This is a genomic window from Microbacterium insulae, from assembly GCF_042677065.1.
GTDB classification, from domain to species: Bacteria; Actinomycetota; Actinomycetes; order Actinomycetales; family Microbacteriaceae; genus Microbacterium; species Microbacterium insulae.
The window spans coordinates 332654-349348 of record NZ_JBHTII010000002.1; the positions used below are offsets into that span (position 1 = coordinate 332654).

General features: G+C 71.5%; 14 protein-coding genes. 13 read left to right on the forward strand and 1 reads right to left on the reverse strand.

Features of this window, described 5'->3' with window-relative positions; translation table 11 throughout:
• Nucleotides 1-71 precede the first annotated feature (71 nt).
• From pyrR to ACFQ0P_RS14230, 13 genes are all read left to right on the forward strand, one after another.
• A complete protein-coding gene (gene pyrR / locus ACFQ0P_RS14170) occupies nt 72-602 on the forward strand; it encodes a bifunctional pyr operon transcriptional regulator/uracil phosphoribosyltransferase PyrR (protein WP_204979297.1) in 531 nt (176 codons plus the stop codon).
• On the forward strand, nt 599-1576 hold the full coding sequence (locus ACFQ0P_RS14175) for an aspartate carbamoyltransferase catalytic subunit (RefSeq protein WP_204979298.1): 978 nt from the start codon (nt 599-601) through the stop codon (nt 1574-1576). Before pyrR ends, ACFQ0P_RS14175 begins: the two co-directional genes overlap by 4 nt.
• Nucleotides 1573-2883, forward strand: a complete 1311-nt coding sequence (locus tag ACFQ0P_RS14180) for a dihydroorotase (protein WP_204979299.1) — start codon at nt 1573-1575, stop codon at nt 2881-2883. The genes ACFQ0P_RS14175 and ACFQ0P_RS14180 overlap by 4 nt, the downstream gene beginning before the upstream one ends.
• Nucleotides 2880-3389 carry a PH-like domain-containing protein gene (locus ACFQ0P_RS14185; protein ID WP_204979300.1) on the forward strand — a complete coding sequence of 170 codons (510 nt, stop codon included), beginning with the start codon at nt 2880-2882 and terminating at the stop codon, nt 3387-3389. The genes ACFQ0P_RS14180 and ACFQ0P_RS14185 overlap by 4 nt, the downstream gene beginning before the upstream one ends.
• Nucleotides 3386-4543: a glutamine-hydrolyzing carbamoyl-phosphate synthase small subunit gene (gene carA, locus ACFQ0P_RS14190; protein WP_204979301.1), complete on the forward strand. Its 1158-nt coding sequence runs from the start codon at nt 3386-3388 to the stop codon at nt 4541-4543. Before ACFQ0P_RS14185 ends, carA begins: the two co-directional genes overlap by 4 nt.
• On the forward strand, nt 4543-7830 hold the full coding sequence (gene carB / locus ACFQ0P_RS14195; RefSeq protein WP_204979302.1) for a carbamoyl-phosphate synthase large subunit: 3288 nt from the start codon (nt 4543-4545) through the stop codon (nt 7828-7830). The genes carA and carB overlap by 1 nt, the downstream gene beginning before the upstream one ends.
• The gene (gene pyrF / locus ACFQ0P_RS14200) at nt 7827-8684 is read left to right on the forward strand and encodes an orotidine-5'-phosphate decarboxylase (RefSeq protein WP_204979303.1); all 858 of its coding nucleotides are present in this window, start codon (nt 7827-7829) and stop codon (nt 8682-8684) included. The genes carB and pyrF overlap by 4 nt, the downstream gene beginning before the upstream one ends.
• Nucleotides 8677-9573 carry a guanylate kinase gene (gmk, locus tag ACFQ0P_RS14205; RefSeq protein WP_204979304.1) on the forward strand — a complete coding sequence of 299 codons (897 nt, stop codon included), beginning with the start codon at nt 8677-8679 and terminating at the stop codon, nt 9571-9573. The genes pyrF and gmk overlap by 8 nt, the downstream gene beginning before the upstream one ends.
• A 91-nt stretch (nt 9574-9664) precedes the next feature.
• The gene (gene rpoZ, locus ACFQ0P_RS14210; RefSeq protein ID WP_169582550.1) at nt 9665-9919 is read left to right on the forward strand and encodes a DNA-directed RNA polymerase subunit omega; all 255 of its coding nucleotides are present in this window, start codon (nt 9665-9667) and stop codon (nt 9917-9919) included.
• 88 nt (nt 9920-10007) lie between these two features.
• Nucleotides 10008-11201 carry a methionine adenosyltransferase gene (metK, locus tag ACFQ0P_RS14215; RefSeq protein ID WP_204979305.1) on the forward strand — a complete coding sequence of 398 codons (1194 nt, stop codon included), beginning with the start codon at nt 10008-10010 and terminating at the stop codon, nt 11199-11201.
• A gap of 30 nt (nt 11202-11231) precedes the next feature.
• Complete coding sequence (locus ACFQ0P_RS14220) at nt 11232-13208, forward strand: primosomal protein N' family DNA-binding protein (protein WP_204979306.1); 1977 nt, start codon at nt 11232-11234, stop codon at nt 13206-13208.
• Between the two features lie 8 nt (nt 13209-13216).
• Nucleotides 13217-14140, forward strand: a complete 924-nt coding sequence (gene fmt, locus ACFQ0P_RS14225; protein ID WP_204979307.1) for a methionyl-tRNA formyltransferase — start codon at nt 13217-13219, stop codon at nt 14138-14140.
• A complete protein-coding gene (locus ACFQ0P_RS14230; protein ID WP_378772624.1) occupies nt 14137-15507 on the forward strand; it encodes an RsmB/NOP family class I SAM-dependent RNA methyltransferase in 1371 nt (456 codons plus the stop codon). Before fmt ends, ACFQ0P_RS14230 begins: the two co-directional genes overlap by 4 nt.
• Nucleotides 15508-15516: 9 nt before the next feature.
• Here the strand turns inward: ACFQ0P_RS14230 and glsA are convergent, their stop codons facing one another.
• A complete protein-coding gene (gene glsA, locus ACFQ0P_RS14235; protein WP_204979309.1) occupies nt 15517-16689 on the reverse strand; it encodes a glutaminase A in 1173 nt (390 codons plus the stop codon).
• Nucleotides 16690-16695 lie beyond the last annotated feature (6 nt).

Here is a 16695-nt window from a genome sequence, read left to right on the forward strand (position 1 = left end):
GATCGGGTAGGATCGACCAGAATCACAGCAACCTTTAACCCCGTCCCGTGAGGCGGAGAAGGGAGCGGCGGATGAGCACGCGCACCGTGCTTCACGAGGCCGACATCGCCCGGGCACTGACTCGGATCTCCCACGAGATCCTCGAGTCCAACAAGGGCCCCGAGAACCTCGTCCTCCTGGGCATCCCCACGCGAGGCGTCACTCTCGCGAACCGCATCGCGGCGCTCGTCGAGGAGTTCGCAGGAGCTCCCGTCCCCGTCGGGGCGCTCGACGTCACGATGTACCGCGACGACCTCCACCGCAACCCGACCCGCGCCCCTCAGCCGACCGCGATCCCCCCCGGCGGCATCGACGGGAGAGTGGTCGTGCTGGTGGACGACGTGCTCTACTCAGGCCGAAGCATCCGCGCCGCCCTCGACGCCCTCCAGGACATCGGCCGGCCCACGGCAGTCCGGCTCGCGACCCTCGTCGACCGGGGCCACCGCGAGCTGCCGATCCGCCCCGACTTCGTCGGCAAGAACCTGCCGAGCTCGGCGGACGAGCGTGTCAACGTGCGCCTCACCGAGACCGACGGCCGCGAAGAGGTGACGATCGAGTCATGAGGCATCTGCTCGACACCAAGCACCTGTCGCGGGAGGACGCGCTGCGCATCCTCGACGTCGCCGAGGACATGGCCGACACGCAGCGACGCGAGGTCAAGAAGCTGCCCACGCTGCGCGGCAGGACCGTCGTGAACCTGTTCTTCGAAGACTCCACCCGCACGCGCATCTCGTTCGAGGCCGCCGCCAAGCGTCTCTCGGCGGACGTGATCAACTTCTCCGCCAAGGGGTCGAGCGTCTCCAAGGGGGAGTCGCTCCAGGACACCGCGCAGACCCTGCAGGCGATGGGAGCCGACGCCGTCGTCATCCGCCACGGCGCCTCGGGCGCACCCCGCACGCTCGCGACCAGCGGCTGGATCACGGCCGGCGTCGTCAATGCCGGCGACGGGACGCACGAACACCCGACCCAGGCGCTGCTCGACGCGTTCACGATCCGCAAGCGGCGCCACGGCGATGACAGCCGGGGCCGCGATCTCGCCGGAGTCTCGGTCACCATCGTCGGAGACATCCTGCACTCGCGGGTCGCACGATCGAACGTGTGGCTCCTCGACACCCTGGGCGCGCACGTGACGCTCGTCGCACCGCCGACACTCGTTCCGCAGGATGTCTCCGCCTGGCCTGCGCGCGTCGTGTACGACCTCGACGAGGCCCTCGCCGCAGGACCGGACGCGCTCATGATGCTGCGGATTCAACTCGAGCGCATGAATGCCGCATATTTCCCGACTGAACGGGAGTATTCGCGCAGGTGGGGACTCGACGCCCGACGGCTGGGCGCGCTCGGAGCGGATAGCATCGTGATGCACCCCGGACCGATGAACCGGGGTCTGGAGATCTCCGCAGAGGCCGCGGATTCGCCGCGCTCGACGGTACTCGAGCAGGTGGCGAACGGCGTCTCGGTGCGCATGGCCGCGCTCTACCTGCTTCTGGCGGGAGCGGAGCCCGGCGAAGACACCCGAGAGAAGGAGACCACCCGATGAGCGAGACCCTTCTCTTCCGCGGAGCCGCGATCGAGGGCTCCGGGACGGCGGACATCCTCGTCTCGGACGGTGTCATCTCCGCCGTCGGATCCGGGCTGAGCCGCAGCGGCGCGACGGTCGTCGACGTCGACGGCCTCGTCGCCCTCCCGGGGCTCGTCGACCTCCACACCCACCTCCGCGAGCCCGGGTACGAGGCATCCGAGACCATCCTCACCGGATCGCGCGCTGCTGCCGCCGGCGGGTACACCGCGGTGTTCGCGATGCCGAACACCTCTCCCGTCGCCGACACGGCCGGGGTCGTCGAGCAGGAGCTCGCCCTCGGCGAGGCGGCGGGGTACGTCACCGTGCAGCCCATCGGCGCCGTCACCGTCGGGCAGAAGGGCGAGAGGCTCGCCGAGCTCGGCGCGATGGCCGACTCGCGAGCGCGCGTCCGCGTGTTCAGCGACGACGGCTTCTGCGTGTGGGACCCGCTGATCATGCGCCGCGCGCTCGAGTACGTGAAGGCCTTCGACGGCGTGATCGCCCAGCACGCCCAGGATCCCCGCCTCACCGAGGGTGCGCAGATGAACGAGGGCGCGGTCTCGGCCGAACTCGGGCTCGCCGGCTGGCCGGCCGTGGCCGAGGAGTCGATCATCGCCCGCGACGTGCTGCTCGCCGAGCACGTCGGATCGCGCCTGCACGTATGCCACCTCTCGACGGCCGGTTCCGTCGACATCATCCGGTGGGCCAAGCGCCGCGGCGTCGACGTGACCGCCGAGGTCACCCCGCATCACCTGCTCCTCACCGACGAACTCGTCCGCGACTACGACGCGCGGTTCAAGGTCAACCCTCCGCTGCGCCGCGAGGAGGACGTGCTCGCCGTCCGAGAGGGGCTCGCCGACGGCACGATCGACATCGTCGCCACCGACCACGCCCCGCACCCGGCCGAGGCGAAGGCCTGCGAGTGGCACGCCGCGGCCAACGGCATGGTGGGACTCGAGAGCGCTCTGCGCGTGGTGCAGCAGGCCATGGTCGACACCGGCATGCTGACCTGGGCCGACGTGGCGCGGGTGATGTCGCGCGAGCCGGCGCGCATCGGACGACTCGAGGGGCATGGCACCCCGCTCACCGAGGGCAGGCCCGCGTCGATGACGTTCTACGACCCGTCGCCGGTCCGGCCCTTCGGCGAGGGCGACCTGCGCGGACGCAGCGTGAACTCGCCGTACCTCGGCCGGCCGCTCCCCGGAGACGTGCGCTGGACTCTGTACCGCGGCGCGGTGACCGTGGCCGACGGTGGAGTCCTCGAGGTGCCGGGAGCCCGCGCATGACCCGCGAAGGCGCCCTCCTCGTCACCGTCGCGATCGCGCTGCTGCTCGTAGGCCTCGGCGTCTGGGCGTGGCGCCGGCGCACGCGCCGCGACAGCGGCATCGTCGCCCCGGTCGGCGAGGCACCCGCCGGCGCCCGCGTGGAGGCGACCTTCCCCGCGCTGTACGTGGCCACCACACGGCACGAGGAGCCGCTCGAGCGCCTCGCCGTGAGGGGTATGGGATTCCGCTCGCGCGCCGACGTCACGGTCACCGATGCCGGCGTCGCGATCGACCTCACCGGTCAGCCGCGCCTCTTCCTCGCCACCGCGCGGATCGCCGAGGTCGCGCAGTCGACCGTGGCGATCGACAGGGTCGTCGAACGCGACGGCCTGACGCGCCTCTCGTGGCGCACCGACGACGGAACGGTCGTCGACTCGTACTTCCGCCCCCAGGATGCCTCGGCGCGCGCTCTCGCGGACGCCGTGAGCGGCATCCTCCCCTCCACCCAGACGGGAACCGACGCATGACCTCGCTCTTCCGAACCGAACCCGCCGTGCTCGTGCTCGAGGACGGAACACGTCACGCGGGCCGTGCCTACGGGGCGCGCGGCACGACGCTCGGCGAGGTCGTGTTCGCCACCGGGATGACCGGCTACCAGGAGACCCTGACGGACCCGTCGTACGCCGGTCAGATCGTCCTCCAGACGGCACCGCACATCGGCAACACCGGGATGAACGACGAGGATCCGGAGTCCCGCCGCATCTGGGTGTCGGGGTACATCGTCCGCGATCCCTCGCGCGTCGTGTCGAACTGGCGCGCCGACGAGTCGCTCGACGAGGCGCTGGTCTCGGACGGCGTGGTCGGCATCAGCGGCATCGACACGCGTGCCGTCACGAGGCACATCCGATCGGCGGGCAGCATGCGCGGCGGGATCTTCTCCGGCGATGCGGCTGCGATCGACGCGGACGAGCAGCTCCGCCTCGTGCGCGAAGCGCCGCAGATGGCGGGGCAGAACCTCTCCGCGACGGTGTCGGTCGCGGCCGTCGAGGTGACGACGGCGACAGCGGAGCGCATCGGGAACCTGGCGGTACTCGATCTCGGCGTCAAGCAGTCGACGGTCGACAACCTCGCCGCGCGCGGGTTCGACGTGCACGTGCTGCCGCAGGACGTGACGATCGACGAGCTGCGTGCGATCGATCCCGTCGCGGTGTTCTACTCGAACGGCCCGGGCGACCCCGCAGCCTCCGGAGACCATGTCGACCTGCTGCGCGGCGTTCTCGATGACGGGCTGCCGTTCTTCGGCATCTGCTTCGGCAACCAGCTGCTCGGACGAGCGCTCGGGCTGGGCACCTACAAGCTGCCGTTCGGGCACCGCGGCATCAACCAGCCCGTCCTCGACAAGACGACCGGCCGCGTCGAGATCACGTCGCACAATCACGGGTTCGCCGTGGACGCGCCCCTCGACGCCCCCTTCGACAGCCCGAATGGCTACGGCCGCATCGAAGTCAGTCACATCGGCCTCAACGACCGGGTCGTCGAAGGACTCCGCGCTCTCGACATCCCCGCCTTCTCGGTGCAGTACCACCCCGAGGCGGCGGCCGGGCCCCACGACGCCAACTATCTGTTCGACCGGTTCCGTGACATGGTCGTCGCCCACCTCTCGAAGAAGGACTCCGAGTAATGCCCAAGCGCGAAGACATCGACTCCGTCCTCGTCATCGGCTCCGGCCCGATCGTCATCGGTCAGGCGTGCGAGTTCGACTACTCGGGCACCCAGGCCTGCCGTGTGCTGCGCGAGGAGGGCGTGCGCGTCATCCTCGTCAACTCGAATCCGGCGACGATCATGACCGACCCCGACTTCGCCGACGCGACCTACATCGAGCCGATCACCCCCGCGGTCATCGAGACGATCATCGCGAAGGAGAAGCCGGACGCGATCCTGCCCACCCTGGGCGGGCAGACCGCGCTCAACGCCGCGATGGCGCTCGACAAGGCGGGGATCCTCGAGAAGTACGGCGTCGAGCTGATCGGCGCGAAGGTCGAGGCGATCGAGAAGGGCGAGGACCGTCAGGTCTTCAAGCAGCTCGTCCTCGACGCGGGCGCGGATGTCGCGGCATCCGTCATCTGCCACTCGATGGACGACCTGCTGGCCGGCGCGGAGAAGCTCGGCTACCCGCTGGTCGTGCGCCCGTCGTTCACGATGGGCGGCCTCGGATCGGGCTTCGCCTACGACGAGGCCGACCTCCGCCGCATCGGCGGGGCGGGACTGCACGACTCGCCGACGAGCGAGGTCCTGCTCGAGGAGTCGATCCTCGGCTGGAAGGAGTACGAGCTCGAGCTCATGCGCGACATGGCCGACAACACCGTCGTGGTGTGCTCGATCGAGAACGTCGATCCCGTCGGCGTCCACACCGGGGACTCGATCACCGTCGCCCCCGCCCTGACGCTCACCGATCGCGAGTACCAGAAGCTGCGGGACATCGGCATCGACATCATCCGCGCGGTCGGCGTGGATACCGGCGGCTGCAACATCCAGTTCGCCGTGAACCCCGAGGACGGCCGGATCATCGTGATCGAGATGAACCCCCGCGTCTCGCGCTCGTCGGCGCTCGCGTCGAAGGCGACCGGGTTCCCGATCGCGAAGATCGCCGCCAAGCTCGCGATCGGCTACCGCCTCGACGAGATCCCCAACGACATCACCAAGGTGACCCCCGCGAGCTTCGAACCGACCCTGGACTACGTCGTGGTGAAGGTGCCGCGCTTCAACTTCGAGAAGTTCCCGGCCGCCGACACGACGCTCACGACCACGATGAAGTCGGTGGGCGAGGCGATGGCGATCGGCCGAAACTATTCGACCGCCCTGCAGAAGGCGCTCCGCTCCCTCGAGAAGCGCGGATCGAGCTTCCACTGGGGAGAGGAGCCCCGCAGCGTCGAGGAGCTCCTCGCGATCGCCGCGACCCCGACCGACGGCCGTATCGTCGTCGTGCAGCAGGCGCTGCGCAAGGGCGCCACGGTGGAGCAGGCGTTCGAGTCGACCAAGATCGACCCGTGGTTCCTCGACCAGATCGTGCTGATCAACGAGGTCGCCGACTTCGTCGCACAGGCCGACGAACTGGATGCCGCGACCCTGCGCGTCGCGAAGGAGCACGGTTTCAGCGACGCGCAGATCGCGCAGCTGCGGGGGATCTCCGAGACCGAGGCGCGCGGTGTGCGCCACGCGCTCGACGTCCGCCCGGTCTACAAGACCGTCGACACCTGCGCGGGGGAGTTCCCGGCTCTCACGCCGTACCACTACTCCAGCTACGACACCGAGACGGAGGTCTCCCCGTCGGAGCGCACGAAGGTGGTCATCATCGGGTCGGGTCCGAACCGGATCGGACAGGGCGTCGAGTTCGACTACTCGTGCGTCCACGCCTCGTTCGCCCTCGCCGACGCGGGGTACGAGACCGTCATGGTCAACTGCAACCCCGAGACCGTGTCAACTGACTACGACACGTCCGACCGGTTGTACTTCGAGCCCCTGACCCTCGAGGACGTCCTCGAGGTGCTGCACGCGGAGTCCCGCTCCGGCGAGATCCTCGGCGTGATCTGCCAGCTCGGCGGGCAGACCCCGCTCGGGCTCGCGAAGGGCATCGAGGAGGCCGGGTACACGATCCTCGGAACGAAGCCCGCCGCGATCGACCTCGCCGAAGAGCGCGAGCTCTTCTCCCGTCTGCTCGACGACGCCGGCCTCGTCGCCCCGCGCAACGGCACGGCGATCGACGTCGACGGCGCGGTGGCGGTCGCGGAGGAGATCGGATACCCGGTCCTCGTCCGGCCCAGCTTCGTCCTCGGCGGCCGGGGCATGGAGATCGTCTACTCGACCGACGCGCTGCGCGACTACTTCGTACGCATCGCCGACCAGGCGATCATCGGCCCGGGCCTTCCGCTGCTGGTCGACCGCTTCCTCGACGACGCGATCGAGATCGACGTCGACGCGCTGTTCGACGGCGACGAGCTCTACATCGGCGGCGTCATGGAGCACCTCGAGGAGGCCGGCATCCACTCCGGCGACTCGTCGTGCACCCTCCCGCCGGTGAGCCTCGGCCGCACCGACATCGACCGGGTCCGCGAGGCGACGCGGGCGATCGCCGAGGGAGTCGGCGTGCGCGGTCTGCTCAACGTCCAGTTCGCCATCTCGGCCGGCGTGCTCTACGTCATCGAGGCCAACCCCCGCGCGAGCCGCACGGTTCCGTTCGTCTCGAAGGCGCTGGGCATCCCGCTCGCGAAGGCGGCGTCGCGCCTCATGGCGGGAGCCACCATCGCGCAGCTGAAGGCCGAGGGGCTCCTTCCCGAGCAGGACGGCTCGCGGGTGCCGCTCGATGCGCCGGTCGCGGTGAAGGAGGCCGTGCTTCCGTTCAAGCGGTTCCGGACCGCCGACGGCCAGACGGTGGACTCCGTCCTCGGACCCGAGATGCGCTCGACGGGGGAGGTCATGGGCATCGACCGCGACTTCCCGACCGCCTTCGCGAAGTCGCAGGAGGCGGCGTACGGCGGCATGCCGCTCGAGGGAACCGTGTTCATCTCGGTCGCGGACAGCGACAAGCGCGCGGTCATCCTGCCCGCGCATCGGCTGCAGGAGCTCGGCTTCGACCTGGTCGCCACCGAGGGCACGGCTGAAATCCTCGCGCGGAACGGGATCGATGTGAGGGTCGTGAGCAAGTACTCCGAGACGCAGGAGTCGGGAGCGACGAACATCGTCGACCTCATCAACGCCGGCGAGATCGACATCGTCGTGAACACGCCGTCGGGTGGCAGCGCCCGCGCCGACGGCTACGAGATCCGGGCGGCCGCCGTCGCGGGCGACAAGGCGCTGTTCACCACGATGGCGGTGCTGGGCGCCGCGGTGAGCGCGCTGCCGGTGCTGCGCGAGGGCTTCGAGGTCAAGAGCCTCCAGGAGTACGCCGACGACAGGAGGGAGCGCGCGTGAGCTCGTTCGGTGAGCGCGTCGCGACGGCGGTCGCCGCGCACGGACCGCTGTGCGTGGGTATCGATCCGCACGCACAGCTCCTGGAGGACTGGGGATCGGATGTCTCGGCCGCCGGTGCGCGGGACTTCGGCCTGCGCGTCGTCGAGGCAGCCGTCGGCCGGGTCGGCATCGTGAAGCCGCAGGTCGCGTTCTTCGAGCGGTTCGGGTCCGCCGGCTTCGCCGCGCTCGAGGACGTGCTGGCCGCAGCGCGCGAGGCGGGTCTCGTGGTGATCGCCGACGCCAAGCGAGGCGACATCGGCAGCACGATGGACGGGTACGCGGGCGCGTGGCTCTCGATCGGGTCGCCCCTCGAGGCGGATGCCGTCACCCTGAGCCCCTACCTCGGACCGGACTCCCTCCGCACCACCCTCGCCGCCGCCGTGCGGAACAGGAAGGGGGCGTTCGTCCTCGCTGCGACGAGCAACCCCGAGGCGTTCGCCCTGCAGAGCGCGCACGTCGTCGACGTGGCCGCGACCGACGGGCAGACCGTCGCCGAGCGAGTCGCGCGGGACATCGCGTGGGTCAACGGCTCGGCCGCCTTCTCGGGCGGACTCGGCCCGATCGGCCTCGTCGTCGGCGCCACCGTCGATCGCGAGGCGGTCGGGCTCAGCGACGACGCGCTCCGCGGGGCTCCGATTCTGGCGCCGGGCTTCGGCACGCAGGGCGCTGAGCCGGGAGACCTCGTGCGACTCTTCGGCGAACACGCGTCGCGCGTGATCGCGAGCGAGAGCCGCAGCATCCTGTCGGCCGGCCCGGACGCGCTCGCGCAGCGGATCGAGGAGCGCGCGGCGCTCTACGGGGGCGACCGTGGCTGACTCCCGCACACCCCCCGAGGTCGACCGTGTCGCGGCATCCCGTCGCGCCGTCGCCGCTCGACGCGAGCGCGCCGCCCTCAAGAAGGATGTCGCGATGCGCGTCATCACCCCGCAGGAGCTGCTGCGACGGGCGCTGGACGATCCCGCGTCGGCGGCGGGCGCCATGCGGGTGACGGAGTTCCTCACGAGCATCCCGGCGATCGGCGCGGGCAAGCGCGACCGCATCCTCGACGATCTCGGCATCTCGCCGGTGAAGCGGCTGGGCGGTCTCGGGTCGCGCCAGCGGTCCGCGCTGCGCCGGTTCCTCGATGAGCGGTGGCCCGAGCTCGAGCCGCGCGGCGGCCGGAGCCGGCTCGTCGTGCTGGCCGGGCCGACCGCCGTGGGCAAGGGGACGGTGGCCGCCCACATCAAGGCGCATCATCCCGAGATCCACCTCTCGGTCTCTGCGACCACGCGCGCACCGCGCCCGGGCGAGGTGGACGGCGAGCACTACTACTTCGTCGACGATGCCGAGTTCGACCGCCTCATCGCCGCGGGCGAGCTCCTCGAGCACGCCACGGTGCACAACGCTTCGCGGTACGGCACGCCGCGCGCGCCGATCGAGCGCGTGCTCGCGGAGGGCCGCACGGCTCTGCTCGAGATCGACCTGCAGGGCGCGCGCCAGGTGCGCGCGGCGGATCCGTCGGCGACCCTCGTCTTCCTGCTCCCGCCCAGCTGGGACGAGCTCGTCCACCGCCTCGTCGGCCGCGGCACCGAGGGTGCCGAGGAACGCGCGCGACGGCTGCGCACGGCGAAGGCCGAGCTGGCCGCGCAGGGGGAGTTCGACTACCGCGTGGTCAACGACGACGTGGCGCGGGCGGCGGACGAGATCGCCCGCCTTGCGCGCTGAAGCGTCGCCGCTGACGTAGAATGATGGGATGCCTCGGCACGCCCGCGGCTCCCAGACCTTCCCACCCGTCATCCGATCCAGGAGGATTCCCATGGCCGGAACGAACCAGGGCATCATCGAGCCCCCCATCGACAGCCTTCTCGAGAAGGTCGACTCGAAGTACCAGCTGGTGATCTTCGCGTCCAAGCGCGCGCGTCAGATCAACGACTACTACTCCGACCTGCACGAGGGGAACCTCTTCGACAACGTCGGCCCGCTCGTGGACTCGACGGTGGAGGACAAGCCCCTCACCATCGCGATGCACGAGATCCACGAAGACAAGCTGCGTCTGCGCTCGCTCGACTGATCTCCGTGACCTCCTGATGCCCTCGGGCGCGGCGTTGTCCGCGACCGGGGGCATACTGGTGCCGGCACTCTTCCGATCTGGAGAATCGATGACCGACCTGCGTCTGTTCACGTCCGAATCCGTCACCGAGGGGCATCCCGACAAGATCTGCGACCAGATCTCCGACAGCATCCTCGATGCGATCATCGCCGAAGATCCCCGCGGTCGCGTCGCGGTCGAGACCCTCGTCACAACCGGTCTCGTCCACGTCGCGGGCGAGGTGTCCACGTCGGCGTACGTCGAGATCCCCGCGATCGTGCGCGCAGTCGTCAACCGGATCGGATACACCTCCAGCGAGACGGGATTCGACGGTGATTCGTGCGGCGTGAGCGTCTCGATCGGCGCGCAGTCGTCCGACATCGCGGCGGGGGTCGACAAGGCCTTCGAGCGTCGCGAAGACGGCTCCCAGGATCCCCACGATCTCCAGGGCGCCGGCGATCAGGGAATCATGTTCGGCTATGCGACGACCGAGACCCCGCAGCTCATGCCGATGGCGGCATGGACGGCGCATCGCATGGCCGAGCGCCTGGCCGAGGTGCGCCGTTCGGGAGAGCTTCCGTTCCTCCGGCCGGACGGCAAGACGCAGGTGACCCTCGGTTACGACGGCGTCACGCCGCGCACGGTGGAGTCCGTCGTGCTGTCGACGCAGCATCAGCCCGAGATCTCGCAGAAGGCGCTGCGCGCCGCGGTCCGCGCCGAGGTCATCGATCCAGTCCTCGAGTCCACCGGACTCGCGCTCCCCGACGTCAACTTCTACATCAACCCCGCCGGCCCGTTCGTGACGGGCGGGCCCAAGGGCGACGCCGGTCTGACCGGCCGCAAAATCATCATCGACACGTACGGCGGAGCGTCACGCCACGGCGGCGGTGCGTTCAGCGGCAAGGACCCCTCGAAGGTCGACCGCTCGGCCGCCTACGCGATGAGGTGGGTCGCCAAGAACGCGGTCGCCGCGGGGCTGGCGGATCGGCTCGAGGTGCAGGTCGCGTACGCGATCGGCAAGGCGAAGCCGGTCGGGCTCTACGTCGAGACCTTCGGCACCGGGCGCGTCTCCGATGAGGCGATCACCCGGGCGATCCTCGACGTGTTCGACCTCCGTCCGAAGGCGATCATCGATCAGCTCGACCTGCTCCGGCCGATCTACGCCAAGACGGCCGCGTACGGGCACTTCGGTCGCGAGCTGCCCGAGTTCACCTGGGAGCGCACCGACCGCGCCGACGACCTGCGCGCCGCAGCCGGGCTCTGACGTGAGCGGTCGCGTCCGCGGAGGTCGCACGTGACCGCGCGGAGGGTCGCCCGCGTCCTCATCGACTCCCCGCTGCCGCAGCTCGACAGGCTGTTCGACTACGCCATCCCCGACGAACTGGCCGACGCCGCCGTGCCCGGAGTGCGGGTGCGTGTGCCGCTGCGCACCGCGGGCCGGGTGGTCGACGGCTACCTCGTCGCCATCGGCGAGCCGGATGCCGCCGGTCGCCCGCTCTCCGAGCTCGACGCGGTCGTGTCGCCCGTGCGGGTCCTCACGCCCTCGCTCTATTCGCTCGCGCGACGCTGCGCCGATCGCGCGGCCGGGTCGGCGAGCGACATCCTGCGGCTCGTGATCCCGAAGCGGATGGTGCGTGCCGAGAAGGCGTGGCTGGCCGGCACGCCCACGCCGGCGCCGGATGTCGACGGCGAGGCCCGGACCTGGGCCGACGGTGTGCTCTCGCCGTTCGGGGGTCTGGCTTCGGCGATCGATGAGGGGGAGCGCGTCGCGGTGGACGCACCGCCGGCGACGGCGCAGCTGCCGGACGGCACCGCCGTCGGCTCGTGGGCGCTGCTGCTCGCCGCGGCCGCCGTGCGCGCGCTCGCGTCCGGACGCAGCGCCGTGCTCGTCGTCCCCGATCATCGCGACCGGGCCCAGCTCGAGGCCGCGCTCGACGGACGCGTCCCCGCGACCGCGCTCGTACGCGACGACTCCCGGCAGAGCTCACCCGCGCGGTATGCCGCCTTCCTCCGGATGCTGGCGCCCACGCCGTGCGTCGTCATCGGCAACCGGTCCGCGGTGTACGCGCCGGTCCACGCTCCGGGACTCGTGGCGCTGTGGGATGACGGCGATCCGCTCCTCGGCGAGCCCCTCAGCCCGGGAGTGCACGCCCGGGACGCGGCCCTGCTGCGCCAGGAGCTCGACGGCGGGGCGCTGGTCTTCGCAGGACACACGCGGACGACGGACGTCGAGCGACTGGTGGCGCTCGGCTGGGTGCGCGAGGTGGTCGCCTCCCGGCGAGTCAGCCCGCGTGTCATCCTCAGCGCGACGCGCGAGGGGGAGTCCCGCGGTGCCCGTGTTCCGTCCGCGGCGTTCGCGGCCGCCCGCGGGGCACTGGCCGAGGGTCCCGTCCTCGTGCAGGTCGCCCGTCCGGGCTACGCGCCGGTCCTGGTGTGCGCGGAGTGCCGGACTCCGGCCCGCTGCGCCCACTGCGGCGGGCCTCTGCACGCCGCCCGTCACGGCGCGGTGCCCACGTGCTCGTGGTGCGGACGCGCGGCGACGAACTGGGGCTGCCAGGAGTGCTCGTCGTCGCGGCTGCGCATGGCGTCGTCGGGCAGCGAGCGCACCGCCGACGAGCTCGGACGAGCTTTCCCCGGTGTCCGCGTGATCGTGGCCGACGGCGAACACCCCGTGATGCACGTCGATGGGCGTCCCGCCCTCGTCGTTGCGACGCGCGGCGCCGAGCCGCTCGCCGCGGGCGGCTACCGCGCGGTCATCCTCCTCGACGGCGATCGGATGCTGCTCGCCGACGATCTGCGCATCGGGGAGTCGTGTCTGCGCTGGTGGTCCAATGCGGCCGCCCTCGCCGCTCCGGGAGCCCCGGTCCATCTCGTCGGCGTCGCCGGACCCGTCGCCCGTGCGCTCGCGACGTGGACGCAGGCGGCGTACGCGCGGGCGGAGCTCGCCGATCGCGCGCCGCTGCGCATGCCGCCGGTCGTGCGGGTCGCGTCCGTGGACGGCAGCCGTGCCGCCGTCGAGGCCGCGCTCTCGTCGCTGAAGGCGGACGTTCCCGAACTCGACGCCGAGGCGGTGCTCGGACCCGTTCCGCGCGACGATGGGGTGCGCGCGCTCGTCCGCTTCGAGTACGCGGCGGGTCCGCGGGTGGCCGAGAGCCTGCGCGCGGCCGTGGTGGCCCAGGCGATCAGTTCCCGACGCCCGCCGAAGGGGCGGCCGCCCGGGGCGCGCAATACACTGAAAGTTCGGGTCGACGTGCCCGATCTCGATCTGTGAGGAGCCCCATGCGCCTCGTCTTCGCCGGTACGCCGGAGCCGGCGGTGCCGTCTCTGCGCCGGCTCGCGGCATCCGCCCACGACATCGCCGCCGTGGTGACACGGCGCGATGCCCCGCTCGGACGCAAGCGGGTGCTCACACCGTCGCCCGTCGCCGCCGCCGCCGAAGAGCTCGGTCTGCCCGCCATCCGTGCCGACCGGCTCGACACCGACGCGACCGAGCGCATCTCCGCGCTGCGTCCCGAATTGGGCGTCATCGTGGCGTACGGCGGACTGGTGCGCGAGCCGCTGCTGTCGACGCCCTCGCACGGCTGGATCAACCTGCACTTCTCGCTGCTCCCGCGGTGGCGGGGCGCCGCTCCCGTCCAGCACGCGCTCATCGCCGGTGACACCGTGACCGGGGCCAGCGTGTTCCGTCTGGTCGCCGAGTTGGATGCCGGTGACGTCTACGCCGAGCGGACTCTCGCCGTCCCGCCCGACGCGACGGCGGGCGACCTGCTGAGGTCGCTCGCCGATGAGGGGGCGGACCTCCTCGTCGAGACCGTCGACGCCATCGCCTCCGGAAGGGCGGTGGCCCGTCCGCAGGAGGGGGAGCCGACTTATGCGGGCAAGCTCGCCGATGCCGACGGCGCCGTGCACTGGGCCGACCCGGAGGGTGCGGTGCTGGGCCGGATCCGGGGAGTCACCCCCGAGCCCGGAGCCCACACGACGGTAGACGGCGGGAGGGTCAAGATCCACGCGGTGCGCGCAGCGCCCGCCGACGCGCCGACACTCGCGCCGGGACGCATGACACTCCTCGGTCGCGAACTTCTCGTCGGCACGGGCACCCGGCCGATCCTCGTCGACGAGGTGCAGCCCGCCGGCAAGGCCCGCATGCGCGCCGCCGACTGGTGGCGCGGACTGCGCGACGACGACCCGGTGGCCGGCTCGTGAGCGGCGCCGCACCGGCGCGCCGCGTCGCCTACGACACGATCCGGGCCGTGCACGAGTCCGACGCGTACGCCAACCTGCTCCTGCCGACCTCGATCGCCCGAGCCGGTCTGTCGACCGCCGACGCGGCTCTGGCGACCGAACTGACGTACGGCACGCTGCGGCGGCAGGGGACGTACGACGCCGTCATCTCGCTGGCGGCGGACCGGGCCGTCGCCGACATCGATCCCGCGGTCCTCGATGCGCTGAGGATCGGGGTGCACCAGCTCCTCTCCACCCGCGTCGCCTCGCATGCCGCGGTCCACGAGTCGGTCGAACTGGCGCGCACGGCCGGGGGACGAGGCGTGACGGGCTTCGTCAACGCCGTCCTGCGCCGGGTGTCGCGCGACACGCCGGGGGATTGGATGACCCGCGTGGCCGAGACGGCGCGCTCCGACGACGAGCAGCTGGGCCTGCTGTTCTCGCATCCCGTGTGGGTCGTGCGCGCCTTCCGTCGCGCCCTGGCCGCAGAAGGCCGCGCCGACGAGCTGGAAGCGCTCCTGACGGCCGACAACGCGTCGCCGCGGGTCACGATGGTCGCCTTGCCGGGTCTCGCCGAGGTTCCCGAGGATGCGCGGCGGACGCCTTACTCGCCGGTGGGCTTCCGACGGGCCGCCGGCGACCCGGAGGAGGACGTCCGCGCCTCGGACGGGCGGATTCGCGTGCAGGACGAAGGCTCCCAGCTCGCCGCGCTCGCGCTCACCCGCGCGATTCCCGTCCGCGAGGGCGAGCGTTGGCTCGACCTGTGCGCCGGACCGGGTGGCAAGACGGCGATGCTCGCGGCAGAGGCGCTCGCCCACGGGGCGCAGGTTGAGGCGAACGAGATCTCGCCGGCGCGCGCCGGCCTCGTCCGCCGGGCGCTGGAGGGAGTCCCTCTGGATGTGCCGATCTCCGAGGAGGACGGCCGCGCGCGGACCGCCGCGACGCCGGACACCTACGACCGCATCCTGGTGGACGCGCCGTGCACGGGCCTCGGCGCGCTTCGGCGACGGCCGGAGGCAAGATGGCGGAAGGCTCCCGCCGATGTCCCCGAGCTGAGCGAGCTCCAGCGCGAACTGCTCTCCGGCGCGGTCTCCGCACTCGCTCCCGGTGGCGTGGTCGCGTACGTCACGTGCTCGCCGCACCTCGCCGAGACGGCGGGGGTCGTGTCCGAGGTCCGCCGCGAGTGGGGTGCCGCCCTCGAGGAGCTCTCCGCGCGCGAGGTCCTCACCGCCTTGTCCGATGCCGACCCGGGACTGCTCCCGCAGGCCGACGGCTCGGGACGCGCACAGCTCTGGCCGCACCGGCACAACACCGACGCGATGTCGATCTCCCTGCTGCGGCGGGTGTGACCCGAGCCGTCACTCCGAGAGCCAGATCCAGTTCGGCAGATCCTCGAACTCGCTGCGCAGTGCGACGAGAGCGCCCGGATGGGTGCGCCCCAGCTCGCGGGCATCGACCGTGACCGGCACGTCCTCTGGAAGCCCGCCGGCCACGTCGCGGAGGATCGCCACGATGCGTTCGGCGCCGGCGTACCCGAGTTCGCCGCCCAGCCGCACGACCCGCGCGGTGTCGTCCCCGTGGAGGCTCAGGGCGGGGGAGGCCACGCTCTCGTGCGGTTCGAGCAGATGCATCCCGAAGCGCTCCGAGGCCTCTTCGACGAGGGCCACCGCCCGCACGCTGTTGCCGTGCGTGTCGAGGCGCGGACTGAAGGCCGCCACGCCGAACTGCGAGGGAGCCACCGCCATGAGCCCGCCGCTCACGCCGCTCTTCGCGGGGAGGCCGACCCGGAGGAGCCACTCGCCCGAGTAGTCGTACATCCCGCAGCTCGACATGATCGACAGCACGTCGCGCGCGACGCGCTCGTCCACGACACGCCGTCCCGTGACCGGGTTGACGCCGCCGAAGGCGAGTGTCGCCGCCATGACCGCGAGATCACGCACCGTCACCAGCAGCGAGCACTGCCGGAAGTAGGTCTCGACGGCGACATCCACAGGTCCGTCGATGACCGCGTGGGACTTGAGCAGGTGCGCGAGCGCGCGATTGCGCTCGCCCGTGAGCGACTCCGACGCGTAGACCGCCTCATCCACCCAGAGCGAGCGGCCCGCGAACGCCGAGAGCATGTCGACGATGCGCGCGGTGCGGTCGTCCACGTCGTCGCCGGGGATGAGCGCCGACGTCGCGATCGCTCCGGCGTTGATCATGGGATTGGCAGGGCGTCCGGTCACCGGCTCGAGGCTGATCGCGTTGAACGGCTCGCCGCTGGGCTCGGCGCCCACGCGCCCGAGCACCGCGTCGCGGCCCTTCTCAGCGAGCGCGAGGGCCAGCACGAACGGCTTCGAGATCGATTGGATCGTGAACTCCGCGTGATCGTCGCCGACGGACCTCACGCGTCCCCGCGGACCCACGACCGAGAACGCGAGAAGATCGGGGTCGGCGCTGGCGAGCTCGGGGATGTAGTCGGCCGGTGCGCCGGCGTCCCGGGGCCGGATCTCCTCGAGAACCTCGGCGAGCAGTTCCGTGATGGGGTCCACGGCTCG